General features: G+C 40.9%; 19 protein-coding genes. 1 reads left to right on the top strand and 18 read right to left on the bottom strand.

Annotated features, from left to right (window positions below):
• Positions 1-58 precede the first annotated feature (58 nt).
• The 14 genes from yddG to sbcD all read right to left on the bottom strand — a co-directional run bounded on the left by yddG (position 59) and on the right by sbcD (position 12,508).
• The gene (gene yddG / locus HWV03_RS15245; RefSeq protein ID WP_211676680.1) at positions 59-973 is read right to left on the bottom strand and encodes an aromatic amino acid DMT transporter YddG; all 915 of its coding nucleotides are present in this window, start codon (positions 971-973) and stop codon (positions 59-61) included.
• Between the two features lie 188 nt (positions 974-1,161).
• Positions 1,162-1,440, bottom strand: a complete 279-nt coding sequence (locus tag HWV03_RS15250; RefSeq protein ID WP_211672334.1) for a peptidylprolyl isomerase — start codon at positions 1,438-1,440, stop codon at positions 1,162-1,164.
• A 92-nt stretch (positions 1,441-1,532) separates the two neighbouring features.
• Complete coding sequence (locus HWV03_RS15255; protein ID WP_211676681.1) at positions 1,533-2,882, bottom strand: SPFH domain-containing protein; 1,350 nt, start codon at positions 2,880-2,882, stop codon at positions 1,533-1,535.
• A gap of 131 nt (positions 2,883-3,013) precedes the next feature.
• Positions 3,014-3,373: a hypothetical protein gene (locus tag HWV03_RS15260; protein ID WP_211676682.1), complete on the bottom strand. Its 360-nt coding sequence runs from the start codon at positions 3,371-3,373 to the stop codon at positions 3,014-3,016.
• 25 nt (positions 3,374-3,398) lie between these two features.
• Positions 3,399-3,992, bottom strand: a complete 594-nt coding sequence (locus HWV03_RS15265; protein ID WP_211676683.1) for a DUF1287 domain-containing protein — start codon at positions 3,990-3,992, stop codon at positions 3,399-3,401.
• Positions 3,993-4,096: 104 nt separating this feature from the next.
• Positions 4,097-4,588, bottom strand: coding sequence for a GNAT family N-acetyltransferase (locus HWV03_RS15270; RefSeq protein WP_211676684.1), 492 nt, complete (start codon positions 4,586-4,588; stop codon positions 4,097-4,099).
• 28 nt (positions 4,589-4,616) lie between these two features.
• Positions 4,617-5,021, bottom strand: coding sequence for a bleomycin resistance protein (locus HWV03_RS15275; protein ID WP_211676685.1), 405 nt, complete (start codon positions 5,019-5,021; stop codon positions 4,617-4,619).
• Positions 5,022-5,112: 91 nt separating this feature from the next.
• Positions 5,113-5,418 carry an NIPSNAP family protein gene (locus HWV03_RS15280; RefSeq protein ID WP_211676686.1) on the bottom strand — a complete coding sequence of 102 codons (306 nt, stop codon included), beginning with the start codon at positions 5,416-5,418 and terminating at the stop codon, positions 5,113-5,115.
• Between the two features lie 108 nt (positions 5,419-5,526).
• On the bottom strand, positions 5,527-6,120 hold the full coding sequence (locus HWV03_RS15285; RefSeq protein ID WP_211672337.1) for an HAD-IB family phosphatase: 594 nt from the start codon (positions 6,118-6,120) through the stop codon (positions 5,527-5,529).
• Positions 6,121-6,307: 187 nt separating this feature from the next.
• Positions 6,308-6,505 (bottom strand): NUDIX domain-containing protein, encoded by a 198-nt coding sequence (locus HWV03_RS22625; RefSeq protein WP_255546858.1) that lies wholly within the window; start codon positions 6,503-6,505, stop codon positions 6,308-6,310.
• A gap of 35 nt (positions 6,506-6,540) precedes the next feature.
• The gene (locus HWV03_RS15295; protein WP_045109745.1) at positions 6,541-6,909 is read right to left on the bottom strand and encodes a VOC family protein; all 369 of its coding nucleotides are present in this window, start codon (positions 6,907-6,909) and stop codon (positions 6,541-6,543) included.
• Between the two features lie 102 nt (positions 6,910-7,011).
• Entirely contained in the window at positions 7,012-7,452 is a 441-nt protein-coding gene (locus tag HWV03_RS15300; protein ID WP_067044734.1) for a YtoQ family protein, read from the bottom strand.
• A 146-nt stretch (positions 7,453-7,598) separates the two neighbouring features.
• On the bottom strand, positions 7,599-11,270 hold the full coding sequence (locus tag HWV03_RS15305) for an AAA family ATPase (RefSeq protein ID WP_211676687.1): 3,672 nt from the start codon (positions 11,268-11,270) through the stop codon (positions 7,599-7,601).
• The gene (sbcD, locus tag HWV03_RS15310) at positions 11,270-12,508 is read right to left on the bottom strand and encodes an exonuclease subunit SbcD (protein ID WP_211676688.1); all 1,239 of its coding nucleotides are present in this window, start codon (positions 12,506-12,508) and stop codon (positions 11,270-11,272) included. The genes HWV03_RS15305 and sbcD overlap by 1 nt, the downstream gene beginning before the upstream one ends.
• A gap of 168 nt (positions 12,509-12,676) precedes the next feature.
• Here sbcD and HWV03_RS15315 point away from each other — a divergent pair, with 168 nt between their 5' ends.
• Positions 12,677-13,432: an MBL fold metallo-hydrolase gene (locus tag HWV03_RS15315; protein ID WP_211676689.1), complete on the top strand. Its 756-nt coding sequence runs from the start codon at positions 12,677-12,679 to the stop codon at positions 13,430-13,432.
• Positions 13,433-13,467: 35 nt separating this feature from the next.
• Here the strand turns inward: HWV03_RS15315 and HWV03_RS15320 are convergent, their stop codons facing one another.
• The 4 genes from HWV03_RS15320 to HWV03_RS15335 all read right to left on the bottom strand — a co-directional run bounded on the left by HWV03_RS15320 (position 13,468) and on the right by HWV03_RS15335 (position 16,394).
• Positions 13,468-14,244: a M48 family metallopeptidase gene (locus tag HWV03_RS15320; protein ID WP_211676690.1), complete on the bottom strand. Its 777-nt coding sequence runs from the start codon at positions 14,242-14,244 to the stop codon at positions 13,468-13,470.
• A gap of 103 nt (positions 14,245-14,347) precedes the next feature.
• On the bottom strand, positions 14,348-14,542 hold the full coding sequence (locus HWV03_RS15325; RefSeq protein ID WP_211676691.1) for a DUF4250 domain-containing protein: 195 nt from the start codon (positions 14,540-14,542) through the stop codon (positions 14,348-14,350).
• Positions 14,543-14,626: 84 nt separating this feature from the next.
• Complete coding sequence (locus HWV03_RS15330; RefSeq protein ID WP_211676692.1) at positions 14,627-15,010, bottom strand: hypothetical protein; 384 nt, start codon at positions 15,008-15,010, stop codon at positions 14,627-14,629.
• 10 nt (positions 15,011-15,020) lie between these two features.
• Positions 15,021-16,394, bottom strand: a complete 1,374-nt coding sequence (locus HWV03_RS15335) for an MFS transporter (RefSeq protein WP_211676693.1) — start codon at positions 16,392-16,394, stop codon at positions 15,021-15,023.
• Between the last annotated feature and the right edge of the window lie 52 nt (positions 16,395-16,446).

Raw genomic sequence — 16,446 nt, forward strand, 5'->3', positions numbered from 1 at the left:
CCCGATTTTTGATAGCAACTTACCGCACCTAAATTCTTATATTTAGTTAAGATAACGATTAATTAGATTCAATTTGCGTCTTCATAACAGGCTTTTCACGCGTCAACCACCAGCAAATTAACGAGGCGATTGTCACCATTACCACCCCCTCCCAGAATTTAGTCGTCAACTCTATATCTAATATCATTGCAGAAAAGAAGGTCGATAAAATTGGCGTGAAATAAGAGAGCGTAGCTAAAAATACCATGTTGCCGCCGATAATACCGATATTCCACAGCGCATAACCACTGCCCATCACGATACCCGCAAGTAACAAGTCAAACGTAGCTTCAGTCGTAAATACCATGGTAGGTTCATTGCTTATCAAATATTTAATCCAAAGTGCAATCGCAGTACCAATGAAGAACCAAGTAATACCATTCATACCATTGGCGAGCGTCTTCGTTATGTTGCAATACAACGCCCAAATGAACGCACCAAAGAACGCCATTGAATAACTCGCGGGATTGGTCGCTATATTACTGCTTAATTGACTAATCGAAATACCATCATCACCACCCACGGTCCATGCTACACCGAAAAATGACAGGGCAATAGCAGGGTAAAGTAGCTTGTTAACGGGTTTATCGCTGATAAATACCGCGAGCAAGACCGTTAACGAGGGCCACAAGTAGTTAATTACGCCCATTTCTACCGCTTGGGTGCGGTTATTTGCCATTCCTAATGCCAAAGATAAGCAAATTTCATAACTAACAAACAGTCCACCGCCAATGAGTAAATAGCGAGGAGGAAAGCTTTTAAGCTTAGGAGCGCCTAAAACAATCAGCAAAAATACAGAGCTGACAGTGTAAATCATCGCAGCACCGCCAATGGGCCCTAACTGCTCGGCAACATTACGGATTAGCCCAACAATAGTGCTCCAAAGTAAAATAGCGAGACAACCAGCAAGGGTGAACTTATGGGAATTAATCAAGTGAATACCTTTAAAATATTTCAGTCGTGGATAGTACAGTCAAACAATGACGAGCATGCACTTATTATTTGAATCTAAGCTACTTGTCTTGGTACAGGGGTAATAAAATATCGGGTGGAATTTAAGCTTGGCTTGAATAGCAGGGATATTCCTCGCATCACGAAAGATGCGAGAAACATAATTTATTATTAGCTACGGCTAGTAACTTCTAATAAATGATAACCGAATTGTGTTTTCACTGGACCTTGAACTGTATTTACAGGCGCTGAAAATACAACTTTATCGAACTCAGGAACCATCATACCAGGACCAAACTGACCTAAATCACCGCCGTTAGCGCTTGAAGGACAGTTTGAATTTTGCTTTGCAACATCAGCAAAATCAGCACCAGCTTCAATTTGAGCCTTTAGTTCATTACACTTTGCTTCGTCGTCTACTAAAATGTGTCGTGCAGTTGCTAGAGCCATGTTTTTTTCCTTTGTTTTACTAGGGGGATAAATTAAAATCAGTGTAAGACAAAAAAATAAAAAAGGCGAGAAATGGTTAATAGCATCCTCTACTATTTAACTAAATCACGGTCATAACTTAACCTTTTAGCTGCATCTAGAGTAAGCATTTGCATGAAGGCTTTGGTCTCATAATCGTTACCGACGGGAGCACCGCCTGCACCACCACCGCTACCAAAAACATTCGTCGGCACTTGGCGTTTAGCATAAGCCTGAGCCCATAACTGTTGGATTTTGATTTCTGCGTCTAACTTTTGCGCTAACGCATTATCAGCCTGTAAAATCACTTCTTTTTGATACGCCTCTGCGTCAGCCAGTGTGCGCTGAGTTTTAGCTTCGATAATAGCTTTTTCGAAATTAATTTGTGCTGTTTCACGGTGAATTTCCGCTTCTGCTTTTAACTTCTCAGCACTCGTAATAGCCAGTTGTTTATCCGTTTCAGCTTCTGTGGTTTTTTGGATTTGGTCCACTTTTGATTGCGCTTGTCTTTCAGCTACTTCACGCTCACCACGTGCGATAACCAGTAAGCGCTGCTCTTCTTCTTGCACACGTTGTTCGCGTGCAATCGCTCTATCAGCCGATGCTTTTTGTTTCAATTGCATTCGCTCGATAAATTTCTGGTTTGGATTCATATCAGTAATTAATGCGGATACTACCGTGATACCAAAATCGGTAAATCGTTGGGTTTTACGCTGTGGTAAGCCATCAGAATCAAGTACCTTACGAACCACAAATATCGTTTTTGTATCTTCACCATACTCTTCCTGCTCACTACCTAATGCAGCGTTCGCAGACGCAGACGCTGTTTTCATCGATCTAACAACCACTTCTTCACGTTTTACTAAATAAATACCATTATTCATTTGATGTTCGAATTCAGAATTAAACTCAGTACGTCCACCAGCATAGTATTCTTCGGCAGTCATTAATGAGGCATTAGCTTGTAATGTTTCCTTAAAAGCCGGCAGTAAGGCAGTTCGTAGTAAGTTTTCAGGAGAACGATACTCATGGGCTAACTTAAGGAACCCTTCTTCATCAGAAGGTATAGAAAATCGCACAGTGGCTTCCGCTTTGGCATCCACTTGATCTAAAAACATGATACTCATTGGCGGTAAACTTGCAGACGCTGAATCTTGGTCTTTTTCAGCCGTAATGGCATGTTTAATTGCCCCCGAAGCCGCCTGAACTGTCATCGCACGTTTCCAAGCATTATAGCGGCCAAATGGATAAAATTTATAACCAATTTCAGTCACTACAGCTTCGTTACCCGTTACCGTTCGTACATGATAGATGTATCCCGGTTCGGCATAAAAAAATGATTGTGAAACGACATATAGCATGATTGATAAAATCACCCCACCCAGTGTACCTTTAGCTATTTTTGACCTTATTTCTGCATCCATTGCGAAGTATCCTTTGTCCGTTTATTTGAGTAAAAATTCTAAACGAAACTATCAGCACAACGTAGAAATCACAATTGAATAGCGATAAAACCATACTTTTTTGAGCTGTCACCCTTCTTCGCGCCCCCCATTTACCAGCGTATTCCATATTTGTCTTTGATTTTCTTATATAATCTAAAATCGTCACTAATACTGTATTGATACCAACCTTGACCAACAATACCAACGTAAGCAAAGAATATTGATAAGAAAATGATAATGATACTGCCCGTTAGTTTATATTCTATTGATTCAGCCATTTCCCATAAAATATATAGGGTAAACAGACCGAACGCAGACCCGCTAAAGCAAATCAACCGTCGAAGTATAATCCACGTTTTAGCAATCACAATTTGCACTTTTGAGGGCTTATTTTGTCGTTCTGGTGATATATACCAGCAAAACAAACTGCAGGTTGATATCACTACAATTATCCAAAACCATGGTGGCACGTGTTCCTTCCTTTTATATTTTTGGCTACATAATCCTTTTCGGCTCATAGCGATAATGGCCTGTGATCTTATAATTAAACAGCATGTCTTCCAGTACTGGGCCACCACCAATATTATGAACAACTAATGGTCTTGCAGAATCATCTGACCATTGATTCAAAATTATGCCAATGTGAGGAAAATTTCCAGGTAGCATCCAAGTGACAATATCCCCAGCTTGATATAATTCCCCGTCCTGTTTAATTGGTAGCACTTCACCATGACGCGTAAAGAAAACTTGCAAATTAGGGACTCGCCGATGATCGATGTTGCTATCTGGGCGAGATAATCCCCATATTCTCTTTGAAGGGTATTTTGAGAAATTAGTTCGCATATCCTCATGCACCAATGACTGAAGATCAACACCCAACTGACGGTAACTACGAATTAGCACGTCGGTACAAACACCGATATTAGAGGGTACGTCACCATTAGGATAAGCGATTCGATAATAAGAACCATCATATCGAACACTATGTTCAGTCCTTTCTAAAGCCGCAGCAACCAAATTTGATGTGAAGGTACTTCCATAAGCAACAGGAGTACACAGTAAAACCAAAAGCAGAGTGAAACGTTTCATAGCTTATCCTATAAAAAATGGAATGCTAAAATAATAACTATCAACTTACCAAGACTTATACGCAATAACAAAATTTAAGAACAAAACCATACTTTTTTAATACATCAACCTTTCTCGAAATACTGAATTAGCATTCCTTGATACACTCCTTGTTCACGAGATTCGAAGCCGAGTTTGAAAAGTATATGCTGAGATGCCGCATTCTCAGGTTCCGTTAACGCTAAGATCCTCTGGTAGCCAAGCTGCCTTGCGAACTCTAGCACTGCTTGACTGGCTTCAAACGCGTAGCCTTTACCTCTAGCAGACAGTTTTAAGCGATAACCTAATTCGGCAGCTGCATTATTGTGATATTCGAATGACTCAATACCGCAGTATCCAATTAAATCATTGGTAGATTGTTCGATCACCGCAAGCTTACCAATGCCGTGAGTTTTAAAGGCGTTTAAGAGTAATTCAAAACGGGATTCAGCTTGCGATTGACTCATTGTACCTGTCGGAGAGTACGCCATGAAATCAGCATTTTTTAATAGCGTAACAACAGTCTCTTTATCACCTTCTACAAACTTTCGTAATATGAGTCGTTCTGTGAGTAGCATCTATATCATCCCTGTGTTTGACGTCGAATTAACTGTCTTCACAAAACCGAAACAGGTATCCATTAGGGTCTTGCACAATGAATTGTTTTTGAGTGACGAGCTGGTCATTACATCCGTAGGTTTTCGTTTCCAGTTCCATATAGATAGAGCTTGGTGATAATGACTGAATACGAACATAGATATTATCAATATCGTTTGTATCCCACTGAAAATTAACACCACGGCCAAATGGTACATTCATATCACCCGTTAGCCATTTTCTTCCTTCGCTATTTAACCCTTCTAACATCAAATCAACGCCACCTAACGTTAGAAATAGAAACTGTTCTTCTGGACGTTGATACTTAATACTGAAGCCAAGAATATCGACATAAAAGTGTTTACTTACATCAATATCAACACAATAAAGCTCTGGTACAACTCTTAAATTCATCAATAAGCCACTGATTATAAATACAAATAAGACACTAATTTAAAAATGGGGGGCTGAATAATCAGCCCCCAAGAGATCTCACTACAATTATCTAAGAAAATACGGGCCTAAAAAAGCTACGTTCATAACTTACGATACAATTTATCTCTTCTGCGAACTTAAAAGCTTCTATGCACTCTTGATCATCAAGCGATTTAATTCGATATTCCTCGTAAGCAGCCAAACTTGGGAACGTAAATAATGCTAATGCAATATTGCTCGCACCTTCCGATGGTAAAAAATAGCCATTGTGCTGACCACCAAATTTCTCAACCAGAGGGATCCACATTTTAGCGTAGGTTTCGAACTCTTTAACCTTTGAAGCGTTAATCACATATCTCACATAACAAGTAACCATTTATATCAAACTCCCTTTTAGTAATGTTTATGTTTTCCGTTTAATCTTTAGGATACCAAATCAAATTGATTCAACATACACGCTCAAGATCACTCGATGAGTAAACAGCTAAGCAACTTCACGCCATTGATAAAACTTTGTTTGAGCTAATTCCAACATAGGTAAGTCCTCTTTGGTATCTCCATATGCAAACACTGAATCAAACTTTAATAGATCAATACGATGGTTGATTAAAGTAACTTTGTTATCACCACCACAATCACCGTGTACGTAATTACCGGTAAGTACTGCACCTTTTGATTCCAATTCACTACATATCAATTCTATATTGTGTTGTAGACACCAGAAATAAAGGTATGGGTTTAACGACGCAGAGACAACAACAATTTTATCACCTCGGGCTTTGTGCCAGTTAATCTGCTCCATTGCAGTTTGTCTTAATATCGAAGGCAAATACTCCAAAGCAAACTTTTCTCCCAGCTCGAATACCCGTTTTTCACTGCGATTCCAAAATGCGAATTTAGCTAAGATTGGTCTAATTTTAGCAGCAGGAAACAAGCCTATTTTGTGTAACAAAATAACGGGTGATAGCAGTATCATACCCGCAATTAAGCGATACTTTGGGGTCGCGTAGAAGATGAACTTGGTAAATGCATCTTCATTGGTGATGGTGCCATCAAAATCAAAGAAAGCGATATTCATACTAAATACCTTTTTAAGGCAGCTATTATCGGCGGTATTGTCGGTGCGTAAACACGAGGTATTGCTTCAATATCGAACCAAGTCACTTCTCGGCATAAATGCGGTTCGGCGTTAATGATTTCACCTTGCCAATCATCACACACATAAACGTAATGCTGACAATCGACATTAGGATCAGATAACTGAATTAAAAAGTGAGATTGATAGGATCAACCCCCACTTCTTCTAATGATTCGCGAATGGCACTTACTTGCGGGGCTTCGCCAAGTTCAATTCGACCACCAGGAAGACTCCACTGCTGATCAAGAAATTCAGTGTTTTGACGAAAGCTAAGCAGTACTTGATAACCTTTGATGAAAACAATTTGGACTACATCCTGATACATAACTTATCCTTAAATCGTGAGCTTTTGTGTAAAGCTTACGGCTTGCAATGAAAGTTAAGTTTATTACCATCCAGGTCTCTAAAGTAAGCGCAATAGAAGCCACCAGAACGCACACCAGGGTCACCTTCATTTTGCCCGCCTAAGGCTAATGCTTTTTTATGCAGCTTATCGACCTCTTCTGTCGAAGAAACACTTAAAGCAACCATGGTGCCATTGCCATAACTCGCATCTTCACCATCAAAGGGGTTACCGATTGCGAGCATAGGTTTGTCTTCACCAAAACTCCACGCTAAGAATTTTTTTGAATCAGCTACTTTTTTTGCGCCCATCATGTCCATTAAAGCGCTGTAAAAATAACGCGAAACGTCGATATTTTGTGACCCTAACATTACATATCCAATCATTCATATTCTCCTATACGGAATTAAATTAACCTTATTTTGCAGTAAACAGTGTTGGAGGCAATCGCTGTTGTGACCGATTCTATTTAATACTTATTAAACTTGTTACTTAGCGACCAAGTATGTCAATATTTCCACAATTTGATTTGGTGTCGTTGCCCAAGATTGCGCGGAACCATCAACTTCTTTCAAAGCATGGATCAAGCTTTCGTCATGTAAGGTAATATAAGGTTTACCTAAAGCAGCGCAGTAGCCTGCATCGAAGGCAGCATTCCATTGCTTATATTTCTCACCGAAACGTATGACCGCAAGATCACAATTTTTAATCGCTGTTTGAATACGGATAGCATTCACTTTTGATGATTTATGATCTCGCCAAAATGACGTACTTTCTTCACCTAAACAATCACCAGCTGCATCACTTGCTTCATGATTCGTAATCGCTGACGTAAATTGAATATCGAGACCTTTCTGTTCGCAGCCACTGATAATTTGTTCGCGCCAATCACTGTGAATTTCACCCGATAAATAAACCACGTATTTCATTAACTTTACCTATTCCATTGAAAATCTCGTAACAATACCCTAACAATTTAAAACAATAAGGTAAACGGCCCTATTGATAATGAAGGGGATTATAGCGACAGTACAAAGCCCGTCGCCATTCATTTTCATCTATCAAACAACTTAAACTAGCTCACCACAGTAAACGAACTCAATCCTAAGCCACTGCCCTTGTTCACTTTAACTTGTACTGGAATACGTTCTTTCAAAGCTTCAACGTGACTAATAACACCAATCATTTTTCCTGACGCATTCAAGTTATCCAGCGCATCTAAGGCGATGTCTAAAGTCTCTGCATCCAAGGTCCCAAAGCCTTCATCAAGGAATAGCGAATCAATACTGGTCTTGTGGCTGACCAAGTCAGATAAACCAAGTGCTAATGCTAAACTCACTAAGAAGCTTTCCCCCCCGGATAAGGTTTTGGTATCACGCACCGCATCGGCTAACCAAGTATCCACCACCTGTAAAGCCAAGGCTTCGCTGCCTGATGCGAGCTTACGCTGCAACTGGTAACGGCTGTGTAAACGGTTTAATTGTTGGTTGGCTAAAGTCACTAAATGATCCAAGGTTAACCCTTGCGCAAAGCGGCGGAACTTACTGCCATCTTTCGAGCCAATCAAGCTATGTAAGTAAGCCTTGTCATCGTAGTCTGCTTCACAGGTTTTGATCTGCTGATAAAAGTCAGCTAAATCTGCGCTACGAGCGGCATCATCGGCAAGGCGTTGCTTCAACTCACCTTGGCGCTGTAAACCTTGATTTAACTGTGTCGTGATCTCGTCTAACTGAGTAACAATAGTGGCAATATCCAATTCAGTTAATTGTGTCTGTTGCAGTGTTAGCAAACGCTCACTGGCTTGCTCAAACAACGCCTGGCAGCGTGTTAAGTTCGCAGTCAGTTGTGATTTAAGCGCCAATAAACGCTGCTTTTCTTCTGAAGGAAGTAACGCCTGATTAAACTCAGCTTCAGTGGCAAAAGGACTCGTCGCTAACGCTTGCTGCCATGTCGCTAAACAATCACTCGATTCTTGCTGTTGCTGCGTCAAACCTTGTTGCAATGTAGTTAACTCACCTTGCTGTGCATGCAACTGATTCGATAACGCATGATCTTGCGTTGAACATGCATGATGTGCTTGTTCTACGGCAGTTAATTGTTGCTGCATCGTTTGTCGTGCATCTGCTACGCTACGCTGACCAAATAACTGCTGACGTTGCTGCTGTTTCGCCATGAGGTTCTCAGACAAGCTAGACAAGGTTTCTAAGGTCTGCGTTATCGCTAATTCCAATTTCGCCAGCTGTTCACGTAATGGCGTTAACTGACTTTCTGCCGCGACATAGTGCTCATTAGCTGACTGTAACAACTGCGCTTGCTGTTCCCAGGTTTGTAGTGCTTGCTGACACTGAACTAACCAGTGATCGAGTTGGCTCCATTCCGGTAATGTAAGTCCGAGCTCTGTCACGCTATTGGTCAACGATTGTTGTAACTCGGTTAATACCTGCGCTTGTTGCTGCACTTCTTGTGTTAGTTTCTGCTCAGCGTCTTGTGTTGCTTTTACATCACGGTTTACCAATTCAATTTGATGTTGTAGCTGTGCACTGTTTTTATCAAATTCAGTCAATGCCTGCTGCGCACTTTGTAATTGCGTGTTCACTGTTTTCAACGCTTGAATGCGTTGTGACAACTGTGTTAATTGCAGGCCTCGCTGCTGGATAAATGCTTGCGAATTGGCGCTATCCTCAATCATAAGGTTAGCATTCAGTTGTTGGGTATAATCCTGCCATTGTTCTATTAAAGACGTTAACTGTGGCTGCAGTGTCGCATTACGGCGATTAAAGTTATCAAGCTTGGTATTCGCTTCGACCAAGCGGTTTTTAAGCTCTCCGCCATCGGTCTCAATCTGTTTTAGATCCAGCTCTAATTGTGCTTTACGCTGCGCTGTCAGTGAGTCGGCAATATGTTGGTATTCTTCTATTAGTGGATGCGCTGTCGAACCACATAACTGACACGCTTGCCCCGGTTCTAACTGGCTACGCAATTGTTCTAGGCTCGCAATCTTCTGTTCTTGTTCTAATAAACGCTGAACATCGTTTAACTCATTCTTTTTGGTTTTAAACAGATCGCGCTTAGCTGTTATCTCAACATTAATATCGACAAGTTGTTGCGTTAATACAGCCATACTTGCTTGATTGGTCTCAAATTCTTGCGACTCAGTCAGGTAACGCTGTTGTAAACTGGGTAGCTGCTCAACAATACCCTGTAAGCGTGATTGCTGACTAAATGCCTGTTCAAGATCAGCTAAATCATCACCCGCGAGTAAATTAGAGACTTGCTGCAGCGCTTGATTAACTGCCTCTTTCACCGACTGCTCACGTTCAATATTGGCCGTCACGTTATTCGCTAGCTGCTGTTGCGCTGTTAAACTTTGCTGTAATGACTGCTGGTTAGTAATCACTTGCTGCTGCAGTGTCTCGACATTAGCTTGTTGTTGATTACATTGCTGTATCTGGCTCTGCCATAACGGTAATCGGGTACTTAACTGCGCATCTTGTGCATGTTGTTGCTGATACGCTTGGCATGCGTTGACTGTCGTTTTAGCGGTTTCGGCTGTTTGCGTTAATCCGGCTAGACTCTGTTGCGTGATCTGCTGTTCGCTATTTTGTTGTTGCTGTTGCGACTTAAATTGCAGTTGTTCTTTGGTCAACTGCGCACACTCATTATCCAATGGTATGATCTGCTCATTGATTAATGTTTCTTGCGCTTGGTTTTGCTGTTTACTGGCATCAAGTTGTGCTTGGCTAGACTGCAGTTTCAGCTGGTTATCCGCGACAGCTGTTTGAGCAGAAACCACTGACGCTTGCAATGCGTGTTGCTTTTTCTCTAATTCCGCGAGCTTAGTATTAGCTTGGCTTAAATGCGTGAAAGGTAAACGCAACGCTTCCGCTGGTTCCGCCTTTTCTAGTTGTTCTAATTCAGGCTGTTGGCTTACAGTTTCTTGCTCTGCATTCGCTAAGCTGATTTGTGCTTCTGTAGCACTGACTTGTGCTTTTTCAAGCTGTTCTCGCCACTGTTTTTGTTGCTGTAAACTGGTTTGCTGTTGGCTAAGGTCAGTAACTAAACTTCCTACTGTCGTTTGCTCACTGACGATCTCAGTACGTTGCTCGTCACTGAGTAAGTTAACCCCGTCTGCTTTAGCACGGAGTTTATCTAATTCCGCTTTGGCTAGGTTATGGCTTTCAAATACCGCTTGTGAGATCTGACCGTAAATTTCTGTACCTGTCAGTTCTTCTAATAACTCGGCACGATCGTTAGCGGGCGCATTCAAAAACGCGGCAAACTCACCTTGTGACAACAGCATAGATTTACGGAAACGTGAAAAATCGAGTCCAGTAATATCAGCCACCAACTGCTTTTTCAATTTCACTTGGCTTGCCAGAATATTACCCGATACAACTTCAGCCAGCTCTACCTTCATCTCTTGTAAATTGCCCTGCGGACTGTTTTTAGCTCGGCGCTGACTCCAGCTGGCGCGGTAACCTTTACCTTGCACTTCAAATTCAACTTCTGCGGCACACTCTGCGGTATTACGCGTCATCACCTCATTTTGCGATTTCGATATCGCTAAGCGTGGCGTCTCGTGATACAAGGCCAAACAGATCGCATCGAGGATGGTGGTTTTACCAGCACCTGTAGGACCAGTGATAGCAAATAGACCATTACTTAAAAACGGTTCTTGGTCAAAATTAAGCTGCCACTCGCCTTTTAACGAGTTAATATTTTTAAAGGAAAGACGTTTGATCTTCATTATTTGTCCTCCTGTGTCGCATGCTCTACTTGCTCAACGATTTGGCTAAAGGCAAGTTCAATTCGTGATTTACGGGCAATTTCCACATCAGTCGTAAACTCAACGCCTTCTAAACAACGTTGGAAAACATCATTCACAGACAATTCTGATAAGGTTTCTTTAACTTGGCTATGCAAATGCTGCTCTCTGTCTTTACGGGCTCGGCGCACTTGTAAGACTTCAACAGGCAAGTCTGTGGTCATCATTTCAATGCGGGTTTGTAAATCGGTTAAATAATCTTGCTCTTGCACTTCAATGCTCAACCATACCGGTAGCTCATCATCGTGTGTTTTAAATTCGGCTAATTGCGCTTCGATACTATCAAGGTTACCTTTCAGTACCTGCATTGGTTGGAATTGTGGGATGGTCAGTTCGGTAACATCCTCTAACGCCCCTTTATCAAAACTCACTAAGTTTACGCTCTTCTGTTTTTTTACTTCATCAAAGCTAAGGGGTATTGGTGAACCGCTATAACGGATATGCTCTGACTTTGCGACCTTCTGCGCGCGATGAATATGACCAAGGGCAATATAATCTGCAGCCGGAAATTGATTGGCAGGGAATGCTTCAAGCGTGCCAATGTAGATATCGCGTACCGACTCTGTGACCGATACACCCAGCGCAGTTAAATGACCCGTGGCAATAATCGGCACTGCGAACCCAAGTTGTTCACGCTTTTGCTTAGCAAGTTGATACAGATTACTGTAATGCTCGGTAATTGCCGAGCCTAAACGTTGCTGTTTTTCAGTACCAGATTGCCACGCTTCACTTTGCATCACGTCACGGGGGCGAATAAACGGCACTGCGCAAAGCAATGCCCCCACTTCACCTTGGCGATCCTTTAACTCTAGCACCTGTTGCTCTAAATCCAGTGACACACTCGAGATAACGCGGGTATTAAGCTGCGACAATAATTGCTTTGATTCATTTAATGTCGCCACAGAATCGTGATTACCCGCTAGAATAATTAACTGACACTGTATTTTACTCATGGCAACAACAAAACTATTGTAAAGTTCGCGCGCATAACTTGGCGGAGTGCCAGTATCAAAAATATCACCAGCGACAATAACGGCATCTACTTGATGCTGCTCTACCTGTTCGAGTAACCAAGCCATAAAACAGCTGTGTTCATTAGCGCGACTTTTTGTGATGAAATGCTGGCCAAGATGCCAATCTGAAGTGTGCAGTATTTTCATGAAACGTTTGTTTCCTAGCGGTAAATGTAAGCTACCGCTAGTGTAGATAAATACTGGTTTTACTTCCAGTTGTTTTAGCCCTAATCACTTAAGTTGCAAAAATTAACATAACAGTGGATTTATGCGAGAATAGCCAAATAACTAAACACTTAAAAAGAAGTATTGTTTATGCAAATACATCACATTGAAGGTTATATTCAAACTATTCTGTTAGTCGAGTATCCAGACAAGTTATTATTACTTGATGGCGGCTGTCGATGTGATGTGCCCGTTATCAAAACCTTCATTACCGAAACATTGCAACGTGATATATCTGACTTAAAATTAGTGTTGGTATCACATATGCACCCCGACCATGCTGGCGGTGCACACTTATTACGTAAAAAATTTGGTTGTAAAATTGCGTCAGTTGGATTTGAACGTCAGTGGTATCAAGGGTTTAATGGTCGAGTCGCGCATGCTATTGATCTCATTCTGTCTTTATATGTCGCACATCGTAAAGGTAAAAATATCCGTAACATTTATTATCCCCCCGACCTTAAGCCCGATATTATTTTACAACACGAAACCTGTGTGCCTGGTTTTAACGACTGGATAGTACATTTTACTCCTGGGCATACCGACCGGGATCTGTCGTTTTTACATCAGCCAACACAACAAATGTATGTGGGGGATATGATTTTAAAACTCAAAAACAAGTTCACCTCACCCTTCCCTATCTATCAGCCTAAGGCTTACAAGCAATCACTCAACAAACTATTGCAACTTAACATCAGTAAAATATTAATGGCACATGATGGTTTCTCTGAAATCACGCCTACAGACATTCAGCAATTAATTACAAAAAGTACCAACCGACCATTAACTGTAGAAAAAGTAATTAAGCACAAATTTAAAAGCTTCATTTTCAATAAAAAGACGTAAATATTATTGCATTAGAAGCGTGACTTATTTGCCTATCAATATTGACAGCTCAATTCTTTATGCTGGCGGTATTCAGCGGGTAATTTTGCGATTGCTTTACGTAAATCTTTGATACGCGTATCGTGTGATGGATGCGTTGACAATAGCTCAGGCGGTTGCTTACCGTTTGATGCAGCAGCCATATTTTGCCACAATGCCACGCTTTCTTCTGGATCAAATCCCGCTTTCGCCATTAATTCTAACCCAACAATATCGGCTTCCGATTCTTGGGTTCGTCCGTACGGTAACACCACGCCATATTGCAGACCTAATCCTAACGCTTGCATTGCAGTCTCTTTATACGCTTGATTTTGCAATGCATAATCCGTGACCTGTAAGCCAAGGTTGGTGATCTTTGATTGTGATAGACGTTCGTTACTGTGCTTTGCTGTTACGTGAACAATTTCATGCCCCATTACAGCCGCTAATTGTGACGGTGTTTTCGCTACTTTTAATAAGCCGGTATACACACCAATATGACCACCCGGTAAGGCAAAAGCATTCACTTGTGGGCTATCAAAAATAACCACATCCCAATTGGTTGGCTGGTCAACATAATGCGTCAAAGTATCAGCAATACATTGTACATAATTGTTCAGTTTAGGGTCGGTATTGATTTTTTCTTGCTGTTTAATTTGATCGAATGATTGTGCGCCAAGCTGCGTCATATCACCAGATGAATACAATAGCACCTGATTACGACCCGTTGGCGATGCAGTGCAGCCCACAACTAAAGATGATAGTACGACTAAAGGTAAGATTTGTTTAAACATGCGCCCTCCTAATTGGCTCTTTGATTTGATAACAAACTAGTTATCATCAAACCAGTATAAGGAGCAGCTTACAAATAGTAAAATGCTAACAATCGTCTCTTGGCTAAAAACTTTTAAACTGATTGGTTTTTGTATCGTAATGATAACCAAGCGTATCTAATTTATTGGCGAGCGCTTCGGTAGGCATTTCATAAGATGCAGAAAGATCATGTAGATCGGTACATTCTAATCGTAGTTTTTCATTAACAATACCGAGTAAGATAGCAGTATCCATTTGTTCAAAATTACTTAAGTCCATCTTCATCACCCGTCATGTAAGTACTGATAAGTTAAGTTTAGAAGACTTAAGTCATTTTAACAGGCGTGGCCTCAATCGCTGTAACTATGATTCAGACGCAGGTGTCTCATGAAGGTGACGCCATAACACTTCATCTCCTTCAAGCGTCAATAAAACAGTTGAATGTCTCAATGACTCTATGTGGTTAGGCAAAACTTGACGTTCAACATAACTCACCAAAGCCCCTTGTGACCACTCAGCTAATATCTCCATTTTATCCATAATAATTTTAAGCCCATCCTTTGTACCGCAATTATTCTGGAAAAATGCTTCCAAAGTAAGAAAATCTAACTTAGTACCATTGATACTTATCATCGAAAAGTTCCTATCAAAACGTGAAAGTAACACTTCAAGATCACCTTTACCTTGCCCAAGCCAATTCTCAATTTTTACATGTGTATCGACAAGTTCATTAAAAAAACGGTTCATACTATTTCCTTTAAGCGTTTATTTTTTTCAAGACAGCTTTGTTATCAATATATAAACAAAGCAAAAATGGCACGGCAGTCACAGCCGCCGCGAGATAAAAACTGATTTGATAAGCACTCAAGCTATCAACAGTCATTTGTAGTAGCTGCAGTATCAAACTCATTACAGCAACACCAACACAAAAACTAAACTGGCGATTGATATTCCAAATTGCACTCGCATCAGCCAACGATACACAATCAATGGTTAAAAAAGCTGAACTCTGGGCTGCACTACTACATAAAGAACCACCAAAACCCATTAATGAAAAAGAAATCAGCAATAGCAGCGGTTGATCAACCATAGTTATTTGAGATAAGCATAAAATACCAATACCTTGGATCAAACACCCCAGCATAAATAAAGGCTTAGGACCATAATAATTAAATAATTTGCCCACAAGCATAATGGCTAAAAATGCTGACAATGACCACGGTATCATCAGTACACCAACCGATGATGCTGACATACCCAACTGCATTTGAAGGTACATCATTGCGATTAAATTAACGCCCATAAATACACCTGGAATAAACAAATAAACCATCATCGAAATACGAAGTAATGGATTACGAATTAAGCCCAAATCAAGTAATGGCTTAGGATGACGGAAACTATGACGCACGTAATAAACCAATACCGCAACCGCTGTAATTAGTAATATAAGAGCACCGAATAGTTTGTTGGGGACGGCTAACCAGTCTAAACCGAGTAGTAACAGCGTTAAGCCCACACTTGCAATAGCGAGCCCCCGAACATCTAGGAAGTGACTATCTTTCGGAAATGACACTTTATCGCTACGCAGCCACACAAAAGCAAGCACTAAAGCAATCAATGTCAGCGGTAAATTAACAAAAAATACCCATCGCCAATTTAGCTGATCAACAATAAGGCCGCCGAGAGCCGGAGAAAGTGCAGGTGCTAATAAACCAACTAACATAATAATAGAAGAAAGACGTGCGCGTTCATGACTCGCATATAGTTGGTAGGTGAGAGTCTGCCCTATCGGAATTAACAAGCCACCACTTAAACCTTGAAGTAAACGTAATCCAATCAGCAGTTCGATAGAGTTAGCAAAACCAGCCAGTGCTGTCGTCACAATAAATAAAGTGAGCGATAACAAAAATACTCGACGCCCACCAATACGTAATGCTAACCAAGCACTAATTGGTGTAATTAATATCAATCCCAAAATGTAACTCGTACTTACCCAAGTCAATTGATCAACGCTCGCATTCAGTGCCAGGCCTATCGCGGGGTAAGCTACATTAGTAATAAACATATTAATGAGATCGATAAAAAAACCCAGTAAATAAACAATTGCAACTTTAGTTCGATATTGCATAAAACCTCCTACAGACGAAAGATACGCAGTCTAAATCTAAAATCACAGTGGA

Source organism: Moritella sp. 36, assembly GCF_018219415.1.
Classification (GTDB): domain Bacteria; phylum Pseudomonadota; class Gammaproteobacteria; order Enterobacterales; family Moritellaceae; genus Moritella.

What these genes read in the sequence shown, in the direction of transcription:
- HWV03_RS15265 (WP_211676683.1), bottom strand. Translation starts at nt 3,992, where the DNA reads ATGAAACGTTTCACTCTGCTTTTGGTTTTACTGTGTACTCCTGTTGCT.
- HWV03_RS15335 (WP_211676693.1), bottom strand. Translation starts at nt 16,394, where the DNA reads ATGCAATATCGAACTAAAGTTGCAATTGTTTATTTACTGGGTTTTTTT.
- HWV03_RS15295 (WP_045109745.1), bottom strand. Translation starts at nt 6,909, where the DNA reads ATGATTGGATATGTAATGTTAGGGTCACAAAATATCGACGTTTCGCGT.
- HWV03_RS15300 (WP_067044734.1), bottom strand. Translation starts at nt 7,452, where the DNA reads ATGAAATACGTGGTTTATTTATCGGGTGAAATTCACAGTGATTGGCGC.
- HWV03_RS15270 (WP_211676684.1), bottom strand. Translation starts at nt 4,588, where the DNA reads ATGCTACTCACAGAACGACTCATATTACGAAAGTTTGTAGAAGGTGAT.
- HWV03_RS15325 (WP_211676691.1), bottom strand. Translation starts at nt 14,542, where the DNA reads ATGGACTTAAGTAATTTTGAACAAATGGATACTGCTATCTTACTCGGT.
- HWV03_RS15330 (WP_211676692.1), bottom strand. Translation starts at nt 15,010, where the DNA reads ATGAACCGTTTTTTTAATGAACTTGTCGATACACATGTAAAAATTGAG.
- HWV03_RS15250 (WP_211672334.1), bottom strand. Translation starts at nt 1,440, where the DNA reads ATGGCTCTAGCAACTGCACGACACATTTTAGTAGACGACGAAGCAAAG.
- HWV03_RS15305 (WP_211676687.1), bottom strand. Translation starts at nt 11,270, where the DNA reads ATGAAGATCAAACGTCTTTCCTTTAAAAATATTAACTCGTTAAAAGGC.
- HWV03_RS22625 (WP_255546858.1), bottom strand. Translation starts at nt 6,505, where the DNA reads ATGTATCAGGATGTAGTCCAAATTGTTTTCATCAAAGGTTATCAAGTA.
- HWV03_RS15285 (WP_211672337.1), bottom strand. Translation starts at nt 6,120, where the DNA reads ATGAATATCGCTTTCTTTGATTTTGATGGCACCATCACCAATGAAGAT.
- HWV03_RS15320 (WP_211676690.1), bottom strand. Translation starts at nt 14,244, where the DNA reads ATGTTTAAACAAATCTTACCTTTAGTCGTACTATCATCTTTAGTTGTG.
- HWV03_RS15315 (WP_211676689.1), top strand. Translation starts at nt 12,677, where the DNA reads ATGCAAATACATCACATTGAAGGTTATATTCAAACTATTCTGTTAGTC.
- HWV03_RS15280 (WP_211676686.1), bottom strand. Translation starts at nt 5,418, where the DNA reads ATGGTTACTTGTTATGTGAGATATGTGATTAACGCTTCAAAGGTTAAA.
- sbcD (WP_211676688.1), bottom strand. Translation starts at nt 12,508, where the DNA reads ATGAAAATACTGCACACTTCAGATTGGCATCTTGGCCAGCATTTCATC.
- HWV03_RS15255 (WP_211676681.1), bottom strand. Translation starts at nt 2,882, where the DNA reads ATGGATGCAGAAATAAGGTCAAAAATAGCTAAAGGTACACTGGGTGGG.
- HWV03_RS15275 (WP_211676685.1), bottom strand. Translation starts at nt 5,021, where the DNA reads ATGAATTTAAGAGTTGTACCAGAGCTTTATTGTGTTGATATTGATGTA.